We start from the raw sequence: 21,605 nt of genomic DNA on the forward strand, positions 1-21,605 counted from the left end.
CACACAAGGAGAGGGATCCCGATGCGCCTAATACCGTCTATGTTGGGAATGACTGCAGGGCTGCTACTGACCGCATGTTCGAACCAGGGCGCGTCGGATGCGGGAGAGAAGACCAGCCAGCTCGCCGGACGCGTCGACACGGGAGAGATCAACTACGAGATACAAACGGTCGCGGAAGGGCTCGATCATCCATGGTCGCTAGCCTTCCTGCCCGACGGCGACATGCTGGTGACAGAGCGTACCGGAAAGCTCCTGCTGGTCAGCACGGATGGCGCAAAGCGCACTGTTCGCGATTTCAACGACAATGGCGAATTTCCCGATGTCCATCACGGCGATGGCATTCAGGCTGGCCTGTTCGACGTGGTCCTTCACCCCGATTTCGCTGCAAACAGCCTCGTCTACATTTCCTTTGCCGGAAAGGTTGGAGACGGCGAGAATACGCTTTTCTTGATGCGCTTCCGCTATGACGGAGGTGATCTCACCGATGGCGAGCAACTCTTTGCCGCGTCACCTGCGCGCATTCAGGGCAACCACTATGGCGCGCGGTTCATTTTCCTGCCGGATCGCACACTGTTGATGCCGGTCGGAGATGCCTTCCACTACCGCGAAGAGGCGCAAGAACTCGATAATCATTTCGGCAAGATCGTACGTCTCAATGATGATGGAAGCGTTCCGGCAGACAATCCATTTGTTGATCAGGAAGGTGCGCTGCCGGAAATCTGGTCATACGGACATCGGAACCCGCAAGGAATTATTCTCGCCCAAGATGGCCGCGTGCTGGAGAACGAGCACGGCCCTGCGGGCGGCGACGAGATCAACTACATCACCCGCGGTGCGAATTACGGCTGGCCGACCGTGACCTATGCACTCGACTATTCGGGCGGTCGGGTCTCGCCCTTCGAAGCGTTGGACGGGACCGAGCAATCGCTGGTCCACTTCACCCCGTCCATCGCGCCATCGGGCTTCGCCCAATATACCGGGGAGGCGTTTCCGGACTGGCAGGGTGATTTGTTCTTGTCTGCCCTTGCGCTCAAGCATGTGAGGCATGTCGAGATGAATGCCGACGGATCGCTGGGCGAACAGCGCGAACTTTTCGGCGAGCTCGATGTCCGCTTCAGAGACGTACGATCAGGACCCGACGGTTACCTTTACCTGCTGACTGAGGAGCCGGAATCGGGGAGCCGGATCCTGCGCGTCGTGCCCTAGGATCGCGAGTTCGGAAAGACGGAAGACCCGTCAGTGCCTAAAGCTGGCTCTCCATCAGGAACGTCTTTCCGGCCAAAGTCTCATCCGTAACTGCCCGTGCGAGTACCGCGGCTACATCGCCGCGCGCCGCCTTGCCGCCCGGATCGACCTCGTCTCCCAAACGGATGTTCCGGCTGCCATCGTCATCGGTCAGCGCGACAGGCCGTACGATGGTGTAGGAAAGGCCCGAACCCTTGAGGTGCTCGTCGGCCTCGTGTTTCGCCACGAGGTAATGGTGGAGCTCGGAGGATTCGTCAGGATCGCCGGCCCCGACCGAGCTCAGCATGACAAAGTGATCCACTCCTGCCGCCTTGGCATGATCGATAAAGCTCATGGCACCGTCACGATCGACTTTCTCGGTCATCTCTTCGCTCGTATCTCCGCCAGAACCTGCTGCGAACACGACCGCATCACACCCGTCGCAAATACCATCGTCGAGGTCGGTAAGGTCGGCCTCGCGGGTTAGTACCCCCGCAGGAAGAGTGGAGATATCCGACGAGGCGCGATGCATCGCTATGGGCTCATGGTCGCTCTCCGCGAGTATTTGCGTGAGGCGCTGGCCGGTGTTGCCGGTAGCTCCGGCGATGAGGATTTTCATGTCGTTTCCCAAAGGTTTGATCTTCTGTTCAACCGCATGCGGTCTTGGCAAATCAACGTAGGAAAAGGCGCTTGGTGCCGCTGCTCGTCGTGCGAGCAGCACGCTGCCTCCGATAGCCGGGCTCCAGTCCTGTCACCGATGGCCCTCCGCTCTCCTAGTAGGCTGGCATTGCGATTACAGAGCACCTTCGACCAAAGTCGGGCAGCGCTTGGCCCGCATCTCTGCTATGGCATGACAATGGCCAGCGAATTGAGCGAGGTCCGTTCTTTCCTGGGCGATGCTCCGCCCTTCGACCGGTTGAGCGAGGACCAGCGGTCGCGCATCGCGAGGCGTATCGTAGTGCGCTATTTCCGATCGGGCGAAACCATCCTCGAGGCCGGATCGCACAACGAACAGCTTTTCATCATCCGCAGCGGTGCGGTCGAGCTTCGTCTTGCGGGCGAGGATCTTACCATGCGACTGGGGCAGGGCGGATGTTTCGCCTATCCTTCGCTGCTGCGGGGTGGAGAGGTGCGGAATGCCACCAAGGCGCTGGAAGACACGCTCGTCTATTGCCTTCCAGCCGCGGAATTCCATCGCCTCCGCGAGGAAAGCGACGGCCTGCGCGAGTATTTCAACGAGAGCGAGACCGAGCGTATTCGCGCCGCCGTCCGCGACTTGAGGCAGAAACGATCGAGTTCGCTCGAACACGCCACGATCGAGCAGCTGATCGTGCACAGCGATCCGGTCTCCTGCCCGCCCGACATGCCTGTTTGCGACGCTGCAGCCCTGATGAGCGAACGCGACGTCAGCACCCTCGCGATATGCGAGGAGGGACGCTTGCTCGGCATATTCACCGACAAGGACCTACGACGCCGGGTCGTTGCAGCACGTTTCCCGCTCGACAATCCGGTGCGCGAAGTGATGACCGCATCGCCGCAGACGCTGCCTCGCGATGCGAGCGCGGCCGAGGCGATGGCGCTGATGGCCGCCGGCGGCTTCCGTCATATTCCCATTCTCGGCGATACTGGCGAACTCCTCGCAGTCCTGAGCGCGACCGATATCCTCGCCTTTCTCGGCGACAGCGCGATCGATACGGGCATGCTGATTGCGAAGGCCGCAGGAGCCGCTGCTCTTGTCGCAGCGTCCGCGCAGATCCCGGAAAGTTTTGCGCGCATGGAGGCGGGAGGCTTTCACGCCGAGCACATCATGCGGTTCACGTCGGCGCTTGGCGAAGCGGTGCATCGCAAGGCCGCTCAATTGGCAGAGGCGGAGCTCGGACCGCCTCCCGTCCCCTACGCCCTGCTGGCATTCGGTTCGCTGGCCCGCGGCGAGCAGCTGGTCGGGTCGGACCAAGACAATGGCGTCATCATGGACGACCGCGTCGATGAAAAGGGAAGGGCGTATTTTGCGGCGCTGGGCGAGCGCATCTCGGACCTGCTGGACGAAAGCGGCTTCGTCTATTGCAAGGGCGGGATCATGGCGAAGAACCCCGACCAGCGTCTCACTGTGAGCGAGTGGAAGGATCGCTATGCTCGCTGGATCGCCGATCCCGACGAGGATTCCATTCTGCGTGCCACGATCTATTTCGACATGCGTGCGGTTCACGGGGATGTGGGCCTCGCCGGACGGCTGCACGATGACGTCGTCGGCCTCGTGAGCCAATCCCCGCTATTCGTGAGCTTCCTCGCGCGTGACGCCCAGCGCAGCAAGATACCTCTCGGGATCTTCCGGAACCTCGTTCTCGAGAAATCGGAAGACGGACAGAAGGTTTTCGACGCCAAGGCGCAAGCGATTATGCCCGTGATCGACATAGCGCGTACCTTGGCGCTGTCCGAGGGTCTTTCGGAAACGGGAACGTTGGAACGTCTGGAGGCGCTCGCAGCCTCGGGCCAAATGTCTCCGGGCGATGCTGAAAGCCTCAAGGACGCCTTCCTGCTCGTCAATGAGCTGAGGATCACGCACCAGGCGGAGCAGGTCCGCACCGATACCGCGCCGGACAACCTGATCAACCCGCGCAAGCTGAGCTCGCTCGAGAGGGAATACCTCAAGGATGCCTTCAAGGTGATCGGCAGCGGTCTGGACTCGCTCAAGCGCAATCTGGCGGGCGGCATTGCTTGAGGCCTTGCGCAGGTGGCGCTTTGCCCGGCGCCTGAAGGAGTGTGCGCGATCGGAACATGCGCTGCTGCGCGGCTATGCCGAAGCCGAATGGCCGGCTGCGAGCGCGCCGATCACGCGTGTCCCGCTCCTTGCGCTCGACTTCGAACTCGACGGCCTCGGCAAAGACGCGCATGTCCTGCAGGCAGGGTGGCTACCCTTCGACCTGTTGGGGGTAGACCTGTCGCAGGCGCGCAGCCGCGATATCAGGAGCAAGGCCAGGCTCGACGATGATGCGGTCGCGGTCCACGGCATCGGCGAGACGAGGGCAAGGGAAGGCGAACATCGCCACAAGGTGACCGACGAGCTGCTCGCAGCGCTGACGGCAAGGATCGTCGTGGCGCACGGGGCGTCGATTGAACGCGGCGTTGTCGAGCGGCTGGTCGCACAGCGCTTCGGCATTGCCCCTCCGGTCAGGGCCATCTGCACGCTGGAGCTGGAGCGCAAGCTCAGTCCGGGGCTCGTCGGGACGGAAGCCTACCGGCTGGAAGCATCCCGGGCGCGCTACAACCTTCCCGCGCATTCCCAGCATGATGCGCTCGCAGATGCACTGGCGTCGGCCGAGCTTTTCCTCGCGCAATTGACGCGAATGGGACGCGAAATCCGCCTTGGCTCGCTGGAGTGCTGAGATCGCATTAGACTTATGTCGCGCTCGCCCGGCGGCCTTCCCCAACATAGCCTTCCCGGCAAAGCTCCCGAATCCATGGGCGCTTTGCAGACCGTAGAGGAAGAAAGGGGGAGGCCATGGCCGACGAGACAGAGACCCACACCACCAGCGAAGCGGAGGGCGCCTACTGGCGCGACAATATCCGCTTGCTGGTCTCACTTATGGCGATCTGGTTCGCCTGTTCCTTCGGGGCCGGAATCCTGTTCCGCGACTTCCTCGACCAGTTCATGCTCGGCGGATACCCGCTCGGCTTCTGGTTCGCCCAGCAGGGCTCCATCTACATCTTCATCGCACTCATCGTCTTCTACGTCGTCCGTATGAAGGCGCTCGAGCGCAAGTACGATCTCGACGACTGAGGAGGCGATCATGGACACACAGACCCTGATCTATATTTTCGTCGGCCTCAGCTTCGCGCTGTATATCGGTATCGCGATCTGGTCGCGTGCCGGTTCGACGAAGGAATTCTACGTTGCCGGCGGCGGGGTGAACCCGGTCGTGAACGGCATGGCAACCGCCGCCGATTGGATGAGCGCGGCAAGCTTCATCTCGATGGCCGGCCTCATCGCCTTCCTCGGCTATGATGCGAGCGTCTACCTGATGGGCTGGACCGGCGGCTATGTGTTGCTTGCACTCCTGCTTGCGCCATACCTGCGCAAGTTCGGCCAGTTCACCGTGCCCGATTTCATCGGCACGCGGTACTATTCCAAGACCGCGCGCGTGGTGGCGGTGATCTGCCTGATCTTCATCAGCTTCACCTATATCGCAGGTCAGATGCGCGGCGTGGGGATCGTGTTCTCGCGCTTCCTCGACGTGCAGATCTTCTGGGGCGTCATCATCGGCATGGGCATCGTCTTCGTCTACGCCGTGCTCGGCGGGATGAAGGGCATCACCTATACGCAGGTCGCGCAGTATTGCGTGCTGATCTTCGCCTACATGGTCCCGGCATTCTTCCTGAGCTTCATGATCACGGGCAACCCGATCCCGCAGATCGGCCTGGGCTCGACGGTGAACGACGGGTCGGGACTTTACGTCCTGCAGAAACTCAATCTCGTGCTGAGCGATTTGGGCTTCGGGGAGTATACCGACGGGTCGAAGAGTATGATCGACGTGTTCTGCATCACGCTTGCGCTGATGGTGGGCACGGCGGGTCTCCCGCATGTGATCGTGCGCTTCTTCACCGTTCCCAAGGCGTCCGATGCCCGCAAGTCGGCTGGCTGGGCGCTGGTGTTCATCGCGCTGCTCTACACGACTGCACCCGCGGTCGGTGCCTTCGCCCGGATCAACTTCATCGATACGGTGAACGAGACCGAATATTCGCAGGCCCCTGAGTGGTTCAAGAACTGGGAGCGCAACGATCTCATCGCCTTCCAGGACAAGAACGGCGACGGTGTCATGCAGTACCGCAGCGGCAATGCCTTCGAAGGCGCGCCGGTATTCGGTGAAGGCGCGGGCGCCTCTGGCGAACGCGTTGTGACCAACACGCCGGTCGCCGACAGCGAGAACGAGGTCTATGTCGACCGCGACATCATGGTCCTCGCCAACCCCGAAATCGGCAATCTGCCGGGATGGGTGATCGCGCTGGTGGCAGCCGGTGGCCTGGCCGCAGCCTTGTCGACGGCGGCGGGACTGTTGCTGGTCATCTCCAGCTCAGTCAGCCACGACCTGCTTAAATCGACCTTCAAGCCTAACATATCGGAGAAGGGCGAGTTGATGGCAGCACGCATCGCGGCAACTGCGGCGATCGTGGTGGCAGGTTACCTCGGCATCTATCCGCCAGGATGGGTGGCACAGGTGGTTGCCTTCGCCTTCGGCCTTGCCGCTGCCAGCCTGTTCCCGGCCATCTTCATGGGCATCTTCTCGAAGTCGATGAACAAGGAGGGGGCAATCGCCGGCATGGTCTCGGGCCTCGCTTTCACCTTCAGCTACATCTTCTACTTCAAGCTGATGAACTCGGAAGCGAACGTGGCAGAGAACTGGCTCTTCGGTATCTCTCCCGAAGGCATCGGCGTGGTCGGCATGGTGCTGAACTTCGCCATCGCCATCGCGGTCTCGAAGATGACGGCCAGCCCGCCGGTCGAGATCAAGAAGCTGGTGGACTCGATCCGCGTACCGCGCGGTGCCGGGGATGCCCACGCACACTAAGCCCTTCGTGGCTCTCGCAGGAGAAGGGCGGCACCGCGCGGTGTCGCCCTTTTCTTTGCAAGTCCGCAGGCTTGGGTTAGGCTGGCAAGCGGAGGGAGGATGAGATGCTGTTTGGCGCAGCAATCCTTACGGCTACGCTTTATCTCGCGCTGCTTTTCTGGCTTGCGGCGCGGCAGGACCGGCTCGTCTATTCGGGGCAGGCGCTTTCCCGGCGCAGGCGCGACTGGATCTACGGCCTCAGCCTCGCGGTCTACTGCACCAGCTGGACCTTCTTCGGCGGGGTAGGATCGGCGGCAAGTGCGGGCTGGCACTACCTGCCCATCTACCTTGGACCGATCCTCGTCTTCACCGTCGGCTACGGACTGGTGCGGCGCATCCTTGCGCAGGCGAAGGCGCAGCATTCCACTTCGATCGCCGACTTCCTTTCGGCCCGCTACGGCAAGAGCGCCCTGGTCGCATCGCTGGTGACGATTATCGCCACCATCGGCTCGCTGCCCTACATGGCGCTGCAACTTCAATCGGTCGGCGCAACGCTGCTTGCCCTAGATCCCGACCTGCAATCCAGCGTTTCGGCAGATGAGCTGGTCCTGCTCGTGGCAGGCAGCATGGCATTGTTCGCGATCCTGTTCGGTTCGCGCCGGGGTGACAGCGCCGGCGACAATGCGGGGCTGGTTCTCACGATCGCGGTGGAATCGGTCGTGAAGCTCCTCGCGCTGCTGGCTGTGGCAGCCTTTGCCCTCGTGCTCATCTTTGCCGCCGAAAGCACCACGATAGCCGAGGCCTCACCCTTTTCTGCGGCGCAGATCGATGCGCGCTTCGCCATACTGACGCTAATCGCAGCCTGTGCCGCGCTATGCCTTCCGCGGCAGTTCCACATGACCTTCGTCGAGGCGCAGACCGAAGGGGCTAGCGGCACGATGCAGTGGCTGTTCCCCGGTTACCTCCTGCTGACCTCCCTCGTAATCGTCCCGATCGTGATGGCAGGACTGGCCTTCCTGCCAGCCTCGACGCCGTCGGACATGATCGTGATGGCCCTGCCGCTAGCCAGCGGGAACGAGGCTCTTGCGCTGTTCGTCTTCATCGGCGGTTTCGCGGCTTCGACCGGCATGATCGTGGTCGCCAGTGTCGCGCTCTCGACCATGATTACGAACGATCTCGTGTCGCCGCTTGTCTTCCGGCGCGAGCTGCGCGGGCGAGGGGACCGGACCCGGCTTGCGACCCGACTCCTCATGGTGCGGCGCCTCGTGATCGCAGCGCTGCTGTTCTTCGCCTACCTGTTCTACCTGGGCTTCGGTGCTGCCGCGGACCTTGCAGGCCTCGGGACGCTGGCCTTTGCGGCGATGGCGCAGTTCGCGCCCGGGCTGGTGCTGGGCATGATCAGCCGCCACGGCAACAAGGTGGGCATGGTCTGCGGCCTGATCGCGGGCTTTGTGTGCTGGCTGACGCTGCTCATCCTTCCCTCGGCGACCGGACAGGCCCCACCGCTTGCGATCCATCCCGACATACTGGTGTCGGGCGTGCTCCTCAGTCTCGGCGCCAATGTCGCTGCCTATTGGGCTGGTTCCGCTTTGGGGCGGGAAACGCTGGTGGATGCCGCGCAGGCTGCGGCATTCGTGGGCATGACACCCCCGGGAACGCGCCCGGCTTTCGCAACCAGCAAACGCGTCGGCGACATCCGCCTCCTGCTCGCGCAATTCGTCGGCCAGAAACGAGCGCTCGAAACCCTCGGGGACGCCTATCGTGACGACTCGCCTGCCGATCAGGAAGTGATGGCACTTGCCGAGCGCACTATTGCTGGGGTCGTTGGAACGCCTTCCGCCCGGATGTTGATGGCGAGCTGGTCACAGGGGGACCCGGTTCCGCTGGAGAAGGTCGTCGCCATGTTCGACGAGACCAGCCGGCGCCTCACCTTCAGCGGCGACCTGCTCCAGCTCGCGATCGAAAACATCGACCAGGGCGTCGCGCTGGTGGATGCGGACATGAACCTCGTGGCGTGGAACAGCCGCTACCAGGAAATGTTCGGATTACCCGACGAGCTGGCCAGCGTGGGAACGCCGATCGCCGAACTCATCCGATTCAATCTCAAGCTTGGCGGCACGGACGAGGACGAGATCGAGCGCCAGATCGCGCGCCGCCTCGACCACATGCGCGCGGGCAGGACTCACCGTATGGAACGTGAGCAGCCTGACGGGCGCATCATGCTGATCGTCGGCAATCCGGCGCCGGGCGGCGGCTATGTGACCAGCTACAGCGATGTGACCGCAGAGCGCCGGGCCGAGCAGGCGCTCGAGCAGAAGGTCGCGGAGCGCACGCACCAGCTCAGCGAAGCCAACGAGAAGCTCGAAGCTGCGACCCAGTCCAAGACGCGCTTCCTTGCGGCAGCCAGCCATGACCTGATCCAGCCGCTCAATGCGGCCAGGCTGTTCGCTTCGGCCCTCGGCGAAGAGGTGCGCGGCCGCGACCAGCTCGAGCGCCTCGTCAGGGACCTCGACGGTTCGATTTCCTCTGCCGACCGCCTGATCCGAGCGTTGCTCGATATCTCTAAGCTCGACGGTGGCGGGATCGAGCCGAAGCTTGAACCTGTCGCCCTCGAGGAGATCTTCCGCGAGATCGAGCGCGAATTTGGCGTGCAGGCGGAGGAAAAGGGCCTCCGATTCCGCTGTGTGCGGACCAGCGCATGGCTGCTTACTGACCGCGCCCTCTTGGCGAGCATTACGCGCAACCTCGTGAGCAACGCCGTGCGCTACACAGATGAGGGCGGGGTCCTGCTCGGCGTGCGCAGGGACGGCGAGGATATCCACCTATGCGTATACGATACCGGTCCGGGTATCGCCGAAAAGGACGTCGAGCGTTTGTTCGGCGAATTCCAGCGCGGCGCAACGGGCAATCGGGAGGGTCTCGGTCTGGGGCTTGCGATCGTGCGCAGGATCTCGGCGCTGCTCGACATCGAAATCGTGACTCGGTCGGCTATCGGCAAGGGAAGCCGCTTTTCGGCGAGCTTGCCCGTCCTGCGCTGGCAGATCTGACCGAAGGCCAAACCGAAGCGGCGAGCCTCCGCGATCGCGGATGCGAGGGTACTGGTGGTCGACAACGACCCTGCAGCCCTCAGCGCGACATCGGCAGTGCTTTCGAAATGGGGTCTCAAGGTCGTTTGTGCCAGCAGCCTTGCCGAGGCGCGGGCCGCATGCCCGACAACACCCGACGTAGTCATCATGGATTTCCGTCTGGACGACGACGAGCGCGGCGACGGGGTCTATGATGCGCTGACGAAAGAATGGCAGTCTGAACCTCCGGCCATTCTCCTTACCGCTGAGGCGGGAGATGAAACCGAGGCTGCAGCAAGGCGGATGGGTGCAAACCGCTTGCTCAAGCCGTCGTCGCCAGCAGCGCTAAGGGCCCTCATCTCCGATTGCATAGCACGCGGTTCGGCGGAAGGTCAGGCCTCGGCCGGGTCAGCCGTGTCCTGATCGACGATCAGCTTGCCAGCCAGCAGGACGGCTTGTGTGCGATTGACCACGCCCAGCTTGCGGAAAATCGCCGTAATGTGGGCTTTCACAGTCGCTTCGCTGATATCGAGCTCATAGGCGATCTGCTTGTTCAGCAGTCCTTCGTTGAGCTGGCCGAGGATGCGACGCTGCGCCGGGGTGAGTGATGCGATGCGGGCGAGATCGTCATCGGACTCGTCTTCGCTGTCGGGAAACCAGCTGTCGCCCTCGCGAACGCAGGAAAGCGCCTCGCGCATTTCCTCGAGGCTGGCGGATTTCGGGATGAATGCCGCAGCGCCAAGCTGGTTGGCCGCGGCATATACCCGCGGTTCCTCGCTTGCCGACACGATGATCACCGGCAGGGCGGGGTGATCCTGGCGGAAGTCCATCAGCGCGGAGAGACCGTTCGAATCCTCCATGTGAAGATCGAGCAGCAAGGCTTCCGCCCCCAGCTCGACCTCGCGGCGTGCTTCTCCCGCGCTCGACGCTTCGACGATCTCCGCATCGGGCCAGACCTTGGCCACCGCATGGCTGAGTGCCGTGCGGAACAGCGGGTGGTCGTCGGCGATGATGATGCGCTGGGCCATGATGCTCAGCGGTTTTGCCGTCCTACGATCAACCGATCAACCAGGCTTGGGTCCGCCAGTGTGGATGTATCGCCCAGCGAGCCATAATCGTTTTCCGCAATCTTGCGCAGCATCCGGCGCATGATCTTGCCGCTCCGCGTCTTGGGCAGGCCGTCGGTGAACTGGATGTGGTCGGGCGAGGCGATCGGGCCGATCTCCTTGCGGACGTGGCCGCGCAGCTCGGCATAGAGCTCGTCCGATCCCTCTTCGCCGGCGTTCAAGGTGACATAGCAGTAGATGCCTTGTCCCTTAATATCGTGCGGATATCCGACGACCGCGGACTCGGCGACCTTCGCGTGGCTCACCAGCGCGCTCTCGACCTCGGCAGTGCCCATCCGGTGGCCCGAGACATTGATCACGTCGTCGACGCGGCCGGTGATCCAGTAGTAGCCGTCCTCGTCGCGGCGGCAGCCGTCTCCGGTGAAATACTTGCCCTCGTAGGTGCTGAAATAGGTCTGCACGAAGCGCTCGTGATCGCCGTAGACCGTACGCGCCTGTCCCGGCCAACTATGCGTGATGCAAAGGTTACCCTCGGTCGCGCCATCGAGAACCGCGCCCTCATTGTCGACCAACTGCGGCTGGATCCCGAAGAAGGGGAGCCCCGCGCTACCCGGCTTCATGTCATGTGCCGAAGGTAACGTGGTGATCATCACCCCTCCGGTCTCGGTCTGCCACCAGGTATCGACGATCGGGCAGCGCTTCTCGCCGACGGTTTCGAAATACCAGCGCCAGGCTTCCGGATTGATCGGTTCGCCAACTGTGCCGAGCAGCCGGAGCGAGGACCGGTCGTGCCTGGTCACAAAGTCGTCGCCCTCGCGCATCAGCGCGCGGATCGCCGTGGGCGCTGTGTAGAGGATGTTGACCTCGTGCTTCTCAACAACCTCCCAGAAACGGCTGTGGTCGGGATAGCTCGGCACGCCCTCGAAGATGACCTGCGTGGCGCCGTTCAGCAGCGGACCGTAGGCGATATAGCTGTGGCCGGTGATCCATCCGATATCGGCTGTGCACCAGAACACTTCGCCCGGCTGGTAGTCGAACACATAGTTGAACGTCGTGGCGGTCCAGACGGCGTAGCCACCGGTCGTGTGAACCACGCCCTTGGGCTTTCCGGTCGAGCCAGAGGTGTAGAGGATAAACAGCGGGTCCTCCGCGTTCATTTCCTCGCACGGGCAATCGGCATCGTTGGCAAGCTTGTGGTACCAATGGTCACGGCCCGCGGTCATGGCGATGTCTCCGCCGGTATGGCTCACGACGAGGACGCCTTTGACGCCCGAATCCCCGCCCAGCTGGTCGAGAGCGGCGTCGACATTGGCCTTGAGCGGCACACGCTTGCTTCCACGCAGGCCTTCGTCGGCCGTGATCACGAAACGGCTGCCGCAACCCTCAATGCGTCCTGCAAGCGCTTCGGGCGAGAACCCGCCGAACACGACCGAGTGGATCGCGCCCAGCCTTGCACAGGCGAGCATCGCGGTGACGCCCTGTACGACCATGGGCATGTAGATCGTCACCCGCTCGCCCTTGGTAACGCCCAAGGCCTTCAGTGCATTGGCCATGGCCACGACCTCGGCATGAAGCTGGCGATAGGTGAGAGTGCGCCCGGGGCTTTTCGGATCGTCAGGCTCGAAAATCAGTGCGGTTTCGTTGCCGCGCTGTGCCAGATGACGGTCGACCGCATTGTGGCACAGGTTGAGAGTACCGTCGGCGAACCAGTTGATCTCGACCGGGTCAAAGGACCAATCGCCGGCCTTGGTCGGCGCGCTCGTCCAGTCCAGTCGCTTGGCTTGCTCGAGCCAGAAACCATCGCTGTCCTCGACCGAACGGCGGTACAGGTCGTCATACTGTTCCGGCGTGCAGTGGGTTTCGTTGGCGTCGCTGATCCGGTGAACTGCATTGAGCATGGTCGGTCTCCCTTTCCCGACTCGGAATAGCAGCAGGGCAAGGGTCGGCGCTGTCAGACCAAGGTCTTACGACTATCTGCCGATTTATCGCTCCTATGATGTGGGCGCATTGTCCGTCTCGATAACAGACGAGGGAGATTGGACATGCTTGGCAGAAGGATGAGGACGGGATTTCGCGTGGCGCTTCTGGCAGGGACCTGCCTCGCGGCGACGCCCGCCGCGGCGCAGGACGCGGAACTCGAGGCACGGCTAGACCGGCTCGAGACGCTGGTAATGGGCCTCATCGAACGGCTCGATGCGCAGGAAGGCCAGATGGAGGCCAACCAAGCAAAGAACACTGCAGCAGCGGAGGCGGCACTTGCCGAAACACGTGCGATGCAGGCCCGCCAAGAAGAGCTTGCCGCACAGATCGATGAGCCCAAGAAGCAGGAAGACAAGGGCTTCCGGGTCGGGGACACCACCGTTTCCTATGCCGGTTACGTAAAGCTCGATGCGATCTCCCAGCGTACCAGCGGCGGTCAGGTCGGGACCGGCAGCATCGTGCGCGACTTCCTTATTCCGGGTGCCATTCCGGTCGGCGGGGAAGCATCGGGGTGGGACACCGATTTCAGTGCCCGCCAGTCGCGCTTCATCTTCAAGACATCGACCGACGTCGGCGCCGAACATACGCTGAACTCGCAAATCGAGCTCGACTTCATGGTCACGCCGGGCGGCGACGAGCGCATATCGAACAGCTACCAGCCGCGCCTGCGCCAGGCTTTCATTACCTATGACAACTGGCTGTTCGGCCAGACGTGGTCGACCTTCCAGAACGTCGGCGCGCTGCCCGACAGCCTCGATTTCATCGGCACGACGCCCGGCACGGTCTTCGAACGCCAGCCTATGGTCCGCTATACCAATGGCGGGCTGATGCTGGCTGTCGAACAGCCGGAAACGACGGTGACGACGCCTGCGGGCGGCCGCCTGCTGGCCGGTGACGACACGCTCCCCGACTTCGTCGCCCGCTACAATCTCGGCGGAGACTGGGGTTCGATCACCGCTGCAGGCATCCTGCGCAACCTGCGCATTACCGACGATGACTTCGGCACGGGCGAGGACAGTGCAGTCGGCTACGGTTTCAGCCTTTCGGGCAAGATCGCGCTCGGCGACAATGACGATTTCCGCTTCATGGGCACGGTCGGTGACGGTCTAGGCCGCTACATTGGTCTCAACATCGTCAACGACGCGGCGCTCGACGCCAACGGAGATCTCGATCCGATCTTCACCTATTCGGGTTTTGCTGCCTATCGCCACCTATGGTCAGACAAGGTTCGTTCGAGCGTGGCTGGCTCGTACTTCAAGGCGGACAACCCGGTGCTTCTGACAAGCGGCGCTGTGACCGACGAGAGCTGGAACGTGCTGGCCAACATCATCTACTCGCCGTCACGCCCGATCGATATCGGCCTTGAGTACATGTACGCCGAACGCACGCTGGAGAACGGCGAGACCGGAAACCTGCAGAAGGTCCAGGTCTCGACCAAATATTCGTTTTGATTGCTGGAGAGACAAGGAAAGCGCCGCGGAAGGGGAGGACCTTCCGCGGCGTTCTCTTTTTGATCGCCGAGTTCAGAAGCGGTAGCTTATACCGCCGCTCAGGACCCAGGGATCGATCTTGTGTTCGGTCTCGATGGCCAGCGTGTTGCCGGCAAACCACCGGGCGGTGAGATCGATGAAATAGCGTTTCGCATCGATCGTCAGGCCGAAGCCGTCCTCGCCGAGCGGGACATCGACACCCGCCTGCAGGGCGAGGCCGAACTCATTGTCGAAATTAAAGTCGGTGACGCCGAGCGGGAGCGTGGCAGCGCCCGGCTGCTCGTCGAAAATCAACCAGTAGGTTGGGCCTGCACCGACATAGGGCTTCACGCCGCCGAGGTCGAAATGCGCCTTGGCGGTGATTGTCGCGGGCACGATCTTCGCATCTGCGACAAGTTCGGCACCGGGAAGGCCGGCAACGCCGTCGACATCGTGCTGCGTGATACCAGCGATCGTCTCCACCGAGAAGTTGTCGGTGAAGAAGTATTCGATGGCGATGGTCGGCACGACGTTGTCGTTGGCTTCCGTCTGCGTTCCGGCAGGCAGGCCGACTATGTCGACGTTCACGCTCTCGATCTCGCCGTCGGGCAGGACGGCCGTCGCCAGAAGCTTGACCTGCACCTCGCCTTCTTCGGCAAGGGCCTGGGTCGGAAAGGCGCCGACAGCAATGGCTGCAGCGCCAAGTGCAAGCATGTTTTTCATTGTATCAATCCCGGCACCGCAGCGGCTGCCCCTTGCAGCCCAGGTTGTTACGGTGCTCGCCGCCCAACTGCCCGCTCGGCCAGTCGAGGTCCTTGATCGAAATCAATGCACCGCAACTTCGCGAGAGCCATGAAGCGCGCATGATGACCTTTCCCGAACAGTTCGAGCGCTTTGCCCGGATGCACCTGCCCGCCAATCTCAGCGATGCGGCAATCTTGCGCTTCCAGGCGTTGGGTCGAGCGGCTGCGGTAGGCAGGGAAGAGGGACTCGCGCTCGACCTTCATGCCGACCACTTGGTGTTTGTCTGCTCGGGCGCGACAAAACTCGTCGCCCATGCTTCAGACCGGCGCGATCAGGTGGTGGGATTCCACTTCCCCGACGAGCTGGTGGTCGTGCCCGCACGCGCCGAACACTCCTATACGCTGGAGGCGGTGCGCCCCAGCGAGTTGCTAGTATTCGACTATCGCGACTTCACCGAACTTGCGCGCAGCGATCCGGCAGTCCTGCGCAGTCTTCTCGAATGCGCTCGTGGCTCATTGTCGCGCAGCCGCGAGAAGTCACTCGCGCTCGGCCGGAAGACTGCGACAGAGCGGCTCGCGGGCTTCCTTGTCGCGATGGCGGTGCGCATTGGATCGATGCGCGACGGGACGCTCTCGATCGACCTGCCGATGTCGCGGAGGGACATTGCTGACAGTCTCGGGCTGACCATCGAAACGGTAAGCAGACAATTCAGCGTATTGCGCGAACTCGGCCTGCTGGAAACCACCGGCAAGGCGGGCGTGCGCATTCCCGATCTGCGGGCGCTCGAGGCGCGCGCGGGCTACCTCACCGAAGCCGCCTGACAATTTCGCCAATTTGACGTGGATCAAAGTGCGCTTGCGCGCGCGCCGCTACCGAGTGGCAAACGACGGAGATTTCAATGCAAGCTGAAACGACGCTGGGCAGGGCAGGTCTGTGGTTTCTCGTCGCGCTCGCCGCGATGGCCGCGATGCTGGGGGCAAAGGATAGCGGTTTCGCCGCACACGCGCTGATCGTCGCGATCATCGCCTTCGGCGTACTGATCGTATCGGTGGCCCGGTTCGATCCCGCAGCATCGTTGAGCGGTTTCTTCAAGATACCTCAGGAAGCGACGCGCTATGATGACGACCCGGTGCGCTGGGCGGTCCTCGCAACGCTTTTTTGGGGGCTTGCGGGTTTCCTCGCCGGTCTCTTCATCGCCCTGCAGCTCGTATTTCCCGAACTGAATTTCGAGCCCTATCTCAACTTCGGGCGCGTTCGCCCGCTCCACACGAGTGCAGTGATCTTCGCCTTCGGGGGCAACGCGCTGATCGCGACCAGCTTCTATGTCGTGCAGCGCACCTGCCGCGCGCGCCTCGCCTTGCCCGGCATGGCCCGCTTCGTGTTCTGGGGCTACCAGGTGTTCATCGTCCTTGCCGCGACAGGCTACCTTCTCGGTATCACGCAGTCGAAGGAATATGCGGAGCCGGAATGGTACGTCGACCTGTGGCTGACGATCGTCTGGGTCTGCTACCTCCTCGTCTTCGTCGCCACGATCATGCGCCGCAAGGAGCCGCATATTTACGTGGCGAACTGGTTCTTCCTCGCCTTCATCGTGACGGTGGCCATGCTGCACGTGGTCAACAACCTCGCAATGCCGGTGAGCCTGCTCGGCGCGCGCAGCTATTCGCTCTTCGCCGGTGTGCAAGATGCGCTGACCCAGTGGTGGTACGGTCATAATGCGGTCGGCTTTTTCCTGACCGCGGGCTTCCTCGCGATGATGTACTACTTCGTGCCGAAGCAGGCAGAGCGCCCGGTGTATTCCTACCGCCTGTCGATCATCCACTTCTGGTCGCTGATCTTCCTCTACATCTGGGCAGGGCCGCACCACCTCCACTACACGGCGCTGCCCGACTGGGCGCAGACGCTCGGCATGGTGTTTTCGATCATCCTGTGGATGCCCAGCTGGGGCGGCATGATCAACGGTCTGATGACGCTCAACGGCGCATGGGACAAGGTCCGAACCGACCCGATCATCCGCATGATGGTCATGGCGCTCGCCTTCTACGGCATGAGCACTTTCGAAGGCCCGATGATGAGCATCAAGGCCGTAAACTCGCTCTCGCACTACACCGATTGGACGATCGGCCACGTGCACTCGGGCGCGCTCGGCTGGAACGGCATGATCACCTTCGCCTGCGTCTACTACCTCGTGCCGCGCCTTTGGAAGCGCAAGCGCCTCTATTCGCTGCGCATGATCAACTGGCACTTCTGGCTCGCGACGCTGGGCATCGTCTTCTACGCTGCCAGCATGTGGGTGGCAGGCATCACCCAGGGCCTGATGTGGCGCGAATATGGTGCCGACGGCTACCTGGTGAACAGTTTCGCCGACACGGTCGCCGCGCTCCAGCCGATGTACCTGATGCGAGCCTTTGGCGGCCTGCTCTACCTCTCGGGCTTCCTGATCATGCTCTACAACGTGTGGCAGACGCTCGCCGGCCGCCTGCGTGACGAGGCGCCGATGACCGAGACCCCGCATGACGAAGAGGCCGACCGGCCCGTTCCTCCCACCGCCGTTCCGGCCGAATAAGGGAGCCAGGAGACCATGACCGACAAACCCGAAGAAGCGATCTCGGCGCCTCCCCTCTCGCAGGAACCGCCCGATGTCGAGGCAACCGTCAAGGGCCACAAGAGGCTCGAGCGCAACGTCACGCTGTTGGCGGTCGCCACCTTCCTGACCGTCACCATAGGCGGCATCGTGGAGATCGCGCCGCTGTTTTGGATCGACAACACCGTCGAGAAGGTGGACGGGATGCGCCCCTATACCCCGCTCGAGTTGGCAGGCCGCGACATCTACATCCGTGAGGGCTGCTACACCTGCCACAGCCAGATGATCCGCCCGTTCAAGGACGAGGTCGAACGCTACGGCCACTACAGCCTCGCCGCCGAGAGCATGTACGACCACCCCTTCCAATGGGGATCCAAGCGGACCGGTCCCGACCTTGCACGCGTTGGCGGTCGCTATTCGGACGAATGGCACGTCCAGCACCTGGTCAATCCGCAGGATGTGGTGCCTGAAAGCATCATGCCGCAATACGGCTTCCTCGCCGAAGCCGATCTCGAGGTTGCTGATCCGGCTGCGAACCTGACGGCGCTGCGCCGCGTGGGTGTCCCCTATACGGACGAGCAGATCGAGAATGCCGAAGGTGATCTTGCGCTGCAGGCTGATAGCTTCGGCGACGCAGAAGCACTCGCCAGCCGCTATCCCAAGTCGCAGGTGCGCGATTACGACGGCGATCCCACGCGCCTGACCGAGATGGATGCGCTGGTCGCCTACCTCCAGATGCTCGGCACGCTGGTCGATGTCGAGAGCGCCGCGGCGCAGGAGGAACTCGCGAACGAGAGGGGGCGCTGACCATGTACGAAATGTTGCGCCACTTCGCCGACAGCTACTTCCTGATCGTGATGATGTTCCTCTTCATCGGGCTGAGCGCCTGGCCGTTCCGCCCGGGAGCACGTGAGCACAATCACAACGCAGCCCATTCGATTTTCGAGGACAAGACCGATGGCGAATGACGAAAAGCGCATCGACCAGCCGACCGGCACCGAGTTCGTCGGCCACGAGTGGGACGGTATCGAGGAGCTCGATACGCCGCTTCCGCGATGGTGGCTCTGGACCTTCTACCTGACGGTCGTCTGGGGGATCGGCTATACCATCGCCTATCCGGCATGGCCGATGCTCTCCAGCGCGACCGAAGGCTTGCTGGGGTGGACGAGCCGAGGCCAGCTGGCAGAGGAAATGAGCGTTGCGGACCAGGCACGTGTCTCAGTCGGCGAGCGTCTTGCCGCGACCGATGTCGAGAAGCTGCTCGCCAATCCCGAACTGATGCAGCAAGCTGCCGCCGGTGGCGGAGCCGCATTCCGCGTCCATTGCACCCAGTGTCATGGCTCGGGCGCGGCCGGTAATCAGGAACTGGGCTACCCCAACCTCAACGATGACGACTGGCTGTGGGGCGGTTCGCTCACGGCGATCGAATATTCGATCTCCAAAGGCATCCGCCAGCCGGACGCCGACCAGAGGCAGGGCGCAATGCCTTCATTTGATGGCGCGTTCGATAGCGCCCAGATGACCGCGCTTGTTTCGCATGTCCGGTCGCTGAGTGGCCTTGAAGCCGCCAACCCGAATGGCGCGCAGCTCTATTCCGACAACTGCAGCGTCTGCCATGGCAATGCCGGACAGGGCGATCGCACCGTCGGCGCGCCGCGCCTTGACGACGCGATCTGGCTTCGCGGCAGCAGCCCCGAGGCCGTTAGCGCCCAGATCCTGAACCCCAAGCTGGGCGTTATGCCGGCGTTCGGCGACAGGCTCGACCCGGTCACGATCAAGATGCTGACTGCCTATGTACATACGCGCGGTGGCGGCGAGGACGAGGTAATCGCGGACGAAACGAGTGCCGAAACCGTGGCAGCCGGAGACGCCGTGGACGGGGCGAATGAGCAACCCTGAAGAACCGGAGCGCAAGTCCGGCCGCGACTGGTCGGTTGTCGTCGAGGACGGCGTTGCCAAGACCAATGAACCGGTCAGCAGCGCCGTCGCCTCGCCGGAGGCTGCGACACAGCGGCATGAGCCGCACGAGCCACCGCGCCAGAACCTGCCGGAGAAGCTCTACGAAGCGCGCAAAGCGGTGCACAACAAGCGCATCGACGGGCCGTTCCGCCGCTTCAAGTGGCTGGTCATGCTGGTCACGCTGGCGATCTACTACGGCACGCCGTGGATACGCTGGGATCGCGGTCCCTACGCGCCCGACCAGGCGGTTCTCGTCGATCTTGCCAACCGCCGTTTCTACATGTTCGGCATCGAGATCTGGCCGCACGAGTTCTATTTCGTGGCCGGCCTGCTCATCATGGCAGGGATTGGCCTGTTCTTGGTGACGAGCGCGGTGGGCCGCGCCTGGTGTGGCTATTCCTGCCCCCAGACAGTCTGGACCGATGTCTTCCAGCACGTCGACCGCTTTGTCGACGGCGATCGCAACGCCCGCATGCGGCTCGATGCCGCTCCCTGGACCTGGGGCAAGGTGGCCAAGCGCGGTCTCAAGTGGTCTATCTATGTCTTCATCGGGTTCTGGACCGGCGGCGCATGGATCATGTATTTCGCCGATGCTCCCACGCTGGTTCAAGATTTCTGGCGCGGCGAGGCAGCGCCGGTCGCCTACATCACGGTCGCGATCCTTACGCTGACCACCGTCGTGCTCGGCGGGTTCATGCGCGAGCAGGTGTGCATCTACATGTGCCCCTGGCCGCGCATCCAGACCGCGATGATGGACGAGAAGTCGCTGCTGGTGACCTACAAGGACTGGCGCGGCGAACCCCGGGGAAGCATCAAGAAGGCGAAGAAGAACCCCGGAAGCTACGGCGACTGCATCGATTGCACCGAGTGCGTGCAAGTCTGCCCGACGGGAATCGACATTCGCGAAGGGCCCCAGATCGGGTGCATCACATGCGGCCTGTGCATCGACGCCTGCGACCGCGTGATGGCGCAGATCGACCGGCCTCGAGGGCTTATCGACTATGCAACGCTCGAGGACTGCGACCGCGAGGCTGCAGGAGGCGAGGCAAAACCCGCGTGGAAGGCGCTGCTGCGTCCGCGCACGCTCGTATACCTCGGTGTCTGGTCGGCCGTGGGCCTGGCCCTGCTATTTGCGCTGGGCACACGCAGCCATCTCGATCTTACGATCGCGCAAGATCGCAATCCGCCCTTCATGCTGATGAGCGACGGCTCTGTGCGCAACTCCTACACGCTGCGGCTGCGCAACATGTCCAGCACGCCGCGAGAAATGTCGGTTTCGCTCGAAGAGCTCGACGGCGGGGAGTTCTGGACCGACGGTATTCGCCGTGATTCCGCCGCGCGAAGCCAGACCTTCACGGTCCCCGCAGACCAGACACGCAGCGTACGCGCCTATGTCGTCGCACCGCGCGGCACCGCCCAGCAAGAATTCGCCTTCGTCCTTTCGACCGAGGACGAGCGCCCCGAAACGGACAGGGGCACGATACGCTTCAGTGCTCCGGAGGAGAACCGATGAGAAAGCCTTTCAGCGGATGGCACATGACCGGCGTGCTGGTCGGTGGCTTCGGGATCGTCGTCGCCGTGAATTTCTTCATGGCGAGCCAGGCAGTAGGCAGCTTCGGCGGCGTGGTAGTCGAGAACTCCTATGTCGCCAGTCAGAAGTTCAACACTTGGCTGGCAGCCGCGGAGGAGGCCAATGAGCTGGGCTGGAGCGCGGAGATCGCCCGTAGCGGTGACGGACGGCTCGAAGTCCGTACGCAAGGGACGCCCGAAGGTGTGACAGCAATTGCGGAGCTTCGTAATCCCCTCGGTCGCTCCGAGCCGCTGCGCTGGGAGCTCGATTCTGCCGAGGGCGATCGCTTCCTGAGTGAAGAGACGCTTCCTGAAGGCCGGTGGCTGGTGCGGCTGATCCTCGCCGAAGGTGAACGCGAATACCGCATCGAGAGGCCGCTGGGGTGAACGCTCATGCAACC

19 protein-coding genes are annotated in these 21,605 nt (G+C 62.8%); 15 read left to right on the forward strand and 4 right to left on the reverse strand.

Annotated elements, in window-relative coordinates; all coding sequences use genetic code 11:
• Positions 1-21: 21 nt before the first annotated feature.
• Positions 22-1,206: a PQQ-dependent sugar dehydrogenase gene (locus tag ACZ1G8_RS11015; protein ID WP_472679435.1), complete on the forward strand. Its 1,185-nt coding sequence runs from the start codon at positions 22-24 to the stop codon at positions 1,204-1,206.
• A 37-nt stretch (positions 1,207-1,243) separates the two neighbouring features.
• On the opposite strand, the gene ACZ1G8_RS11020 is transcribed toward ACZ1G8_RS11015, so the two are convergent.
• Entirely contained in the window at positions 1,244-1,843 is a 600-nt protein-coding gene (locus ACZ1G8_RS11020; protein ID WP_472679436.1) for an SDR family oxidoreductase, read from the reverse strand.
• 231 nt (positions 1,844-2,074) lie between these two features.
• Between ACZ1G8_RS11020 and ACZ1G8_RS11025 the strand changes: the two genes are divergently transcribed.
• From ACZ1G8_RS11025 to ACZ1G8_RS11050, 6 genes are all read left to right on the forward strand, one after another.
• Complete coding sequence (locus tag ACZ1G8_RS11025; protein ID WP_472679437.1) at positions 2,075-3,943, forward strand: DUF294 nucleotidyltransferase-like domain-containing protein; 1,869 nt, start codon at positions 2,075-2,077, stop codon at positions 3,941-3,943.
• 4 nt (positions 3,944-3,947) lie between these two features.
• Complete coding sequence (locus ACZ1G8_RS11030) at positions 3,948-4,607, forward strand: exonuclease domain-containing protein (protein WP_472679438.1); 660 nt, start codon at positions 3,948-3,950, stop codon at positions 4,605-4,607.
• A 116-nt stretch (positions 4,608-4,723) separates the two neighbouring features.
• Positions 4,724-5,002: a DUF4212 domain-containing protein gene (locus tag ACZ1G8_RS11035; RefSeq protein WP_472679439.1), complete on the forward strand. Its 279-nt coding sequence runs from the start codon at positions 4,724-4,726 to the stop codon at positions 5,000-5,002.
• A 10-nt stretch (positions 5,003-5,012) separates the two neighbouring features.
• The gene (locus tag ACZ1G8_RS11040) at positions 5,013-6,788 is read left to right on the forward strand and encodes a sodium:solute symporter family protein (RefSeq protein ID WP_472679440.1); all 1,776 of its coding nucleotides are present in this window, start codon (positions 5,013-5,015) and stop codon (positions 6,786-6,788) included.
• Between the two features lie 104 nt (positions 6,789-6,892).
• Complete coding sequence (locus ACZ1G8_RS11045; RefSeq protein WP_472679441.1) at positions 6,893-9,814, forward strand: PAS-domain containing protein; 2,922 nt, start codon at positions 6,893-6,895, stop codon at positions 9,812-9,814.
• A 54-nt stretch (positions 9,815-9,868) separates the two neighbouring features.
• Positions 9,869-10,255: a response regulator gene (locus ACZ1G8_RS11050; RefSeq protein ID WP_472679442.1), complete on the forward strand. Its 387-nt coding sequence runs from the start codon at positions 9,869-9,871 to the stop codon at positions 10,253-10,255.
• On the opposite strand, the gene ACZ1G8_RS11055 is transcribed toward ACZ1G8_RS11050, so the two are convergent.
• On the reverse strand, positions 10,225-10,860 hold the full coding sequence (locus ACZ1G8_RS11055) for a response regulator transcription factor (protein ID WP_472679443.1): 636 nt from the start codon (positions 10,858-10,860) through the stop codon (positions 10,225-10,227). The genes ACZ1G8_RS11050 and ACZ1G8_RS11055 overlap by 31 nt on opposite strands.
• Positions 10,861-10,865: 5 nt before the next feature.
• On the reverse strand, positions 10,866-12,797 hold the full coding sequence (gene acs / locus ACZ1G8_RS11060; protein ID WP_472679444.1) for an acetate--CoA ligase: 1,932 nt from the start codon (positions 12,795-12,797) through the stop codon (positions 10,866-10,868).
• A 159-nt stretch (positions 12,798-12,956) separates the two neighbouring features.
• Here acs and ACZ1G8_RS11065 point away from each other — a divergent pair, with 159 nt between their 5' ends.
• Positions 12,957-14,330: a DcaP family trimeric outer membrane transporter gene (locus ACZ1G8_RS11065; RefSeq protein ID WP_472679445.1), complete on the forward strand. Its 1,374-nt coding sequence runs from the start codon at positions 12,957-12,959 to the stop codon at positions 14,328-14,330.
• A 72-nt stretch (positions 14,331-14,402) separates the two neighbouring features.
• On the opposite strand, the gene ACZ1G8_RS11070 is transcribed toward ACZ1G8_RS11065, so the two are convergent.
• On the reverse strand, positions 14,403-15,071 hold the full coding sequence (locus ACZ1G8_RS11070; protein WP_472679446.1) for an OmpW/AlkL family protein: 669 nt from the start codon (positions 15,069-15,071) through the stop codon (positions 14,403-14,405).
• A 92-nt stretch (positions 15,072-15,163) separates the two neighbouring features.
• Here ACZ1G8_RS11070 and ACZ1G8_RS11075 point away from each other — a divergent pair, with 92 nt between their 5' ends.
• The 7 genes from ACZ1G8_RS11075 (at position 15,164) to ACZ1G8_RS11105 (ending at position 21,591) form a co-directional block, all read left to right on the forward strand.
• Complete coding sequence (locus ACZ1G8_RS11075; RefSeq protein ID WP_472679447.1) at positions 15,164-15,913, forward strand: helix-turn-helix domain-containing protein; 750 nt, start codon at positions 15,164-15,166, stop codon at positions 15,911-15,913.
• 77 nt (positions 15,914-15,990) lie between these two features.
• Positions 15,991-17,658 (forward strand): cytochrome-c oxidase, cbb3-type subunit I, encoded by a 1,668-nt coding sequence (gene ccoN / locus ACZ1G8_RS11080; protein WP_472679448.1) that lies wholly within the window; start codon positions 15,991-15,993, stop codon positions 17,656-17,658.
• A 15-nt stretch (positions 17,659-17,673) separates the two neighbouring features.
• On the forward strand, positions 17,674-18,483 hold the full coding sequence (ccoO, locus tag ACZ1G8_RS11085; RefSeq protein WP_472679449.1) for a cytochrome-c oxidase, cbb3-type subunit II: 810 nt from the start codon (positions 17,674-17,676) through the stop codon (positions 18,481-18,483).
• A 2-nt stretch (positions 18,484-18,485) separates the two neighbouring features.
• Complete coding sequence (locus tag ACZ1G8_RS11090) at positions 18,486-18,644, forward strand: cbb3-type cytochrome c oxidase subunit 3 (RefSeq protein WP_472679450.1); 159 nt, start codon at positions 18,486-18,488, stop codon at positions 18,642-18,644.
• On the forward strand, positions 18,634-19,575 hold the full coding sequence (ccoP, locus tag ACZ1G8_RS11095) for a cytochrome-c oxidase, cbb3-type subunit III (protein ID WP_472679451.1): 942 nt from the start codon (positions 18,634-18,636) through the stop codon (positions 19,573-19,575). Before ACZ1G8_RS11090 ends, ccoP begins: the two co-directional genes overlap by 11 nt.
• Complete coding sequence (ccoG, locus tag ACZ1G8_RS11100; RefSeq protein ID WP_472679452.1) at positions 19,562-21,148, forward strand: cytochrome c oxidase accessory protein CcoG; 1,587 nt, start codon at positions 19,562-19,564, stop codon at positions 21,146-21,148. The genes ccoP and ccoG overlap by 14 nt, the downstream gene beginning before the upstream one ends.
• Positions 21,145-21,591 carry a FixH family protein gene (locus ACZ1G8_RS11105; RefSeq protein WP_472679453.1) on the forward strand — a complete coding sequence of 149 codons (447 nt, stop codon included), beginning with the start codon at positions 21,145-21,147 and terminating at the stop codon, positions 21,589-21,591. Before ccoG ends, ACZ1G8_RS11105 begins: the two co-directional genes overlap by 4 nt.
• The last annotated feature ends 14 nt before the right edge of the window (positions 21,592-21,605 follow it).

The organism is Qipengyuania sp. BR81-2 (assembly GCF_055693895.1).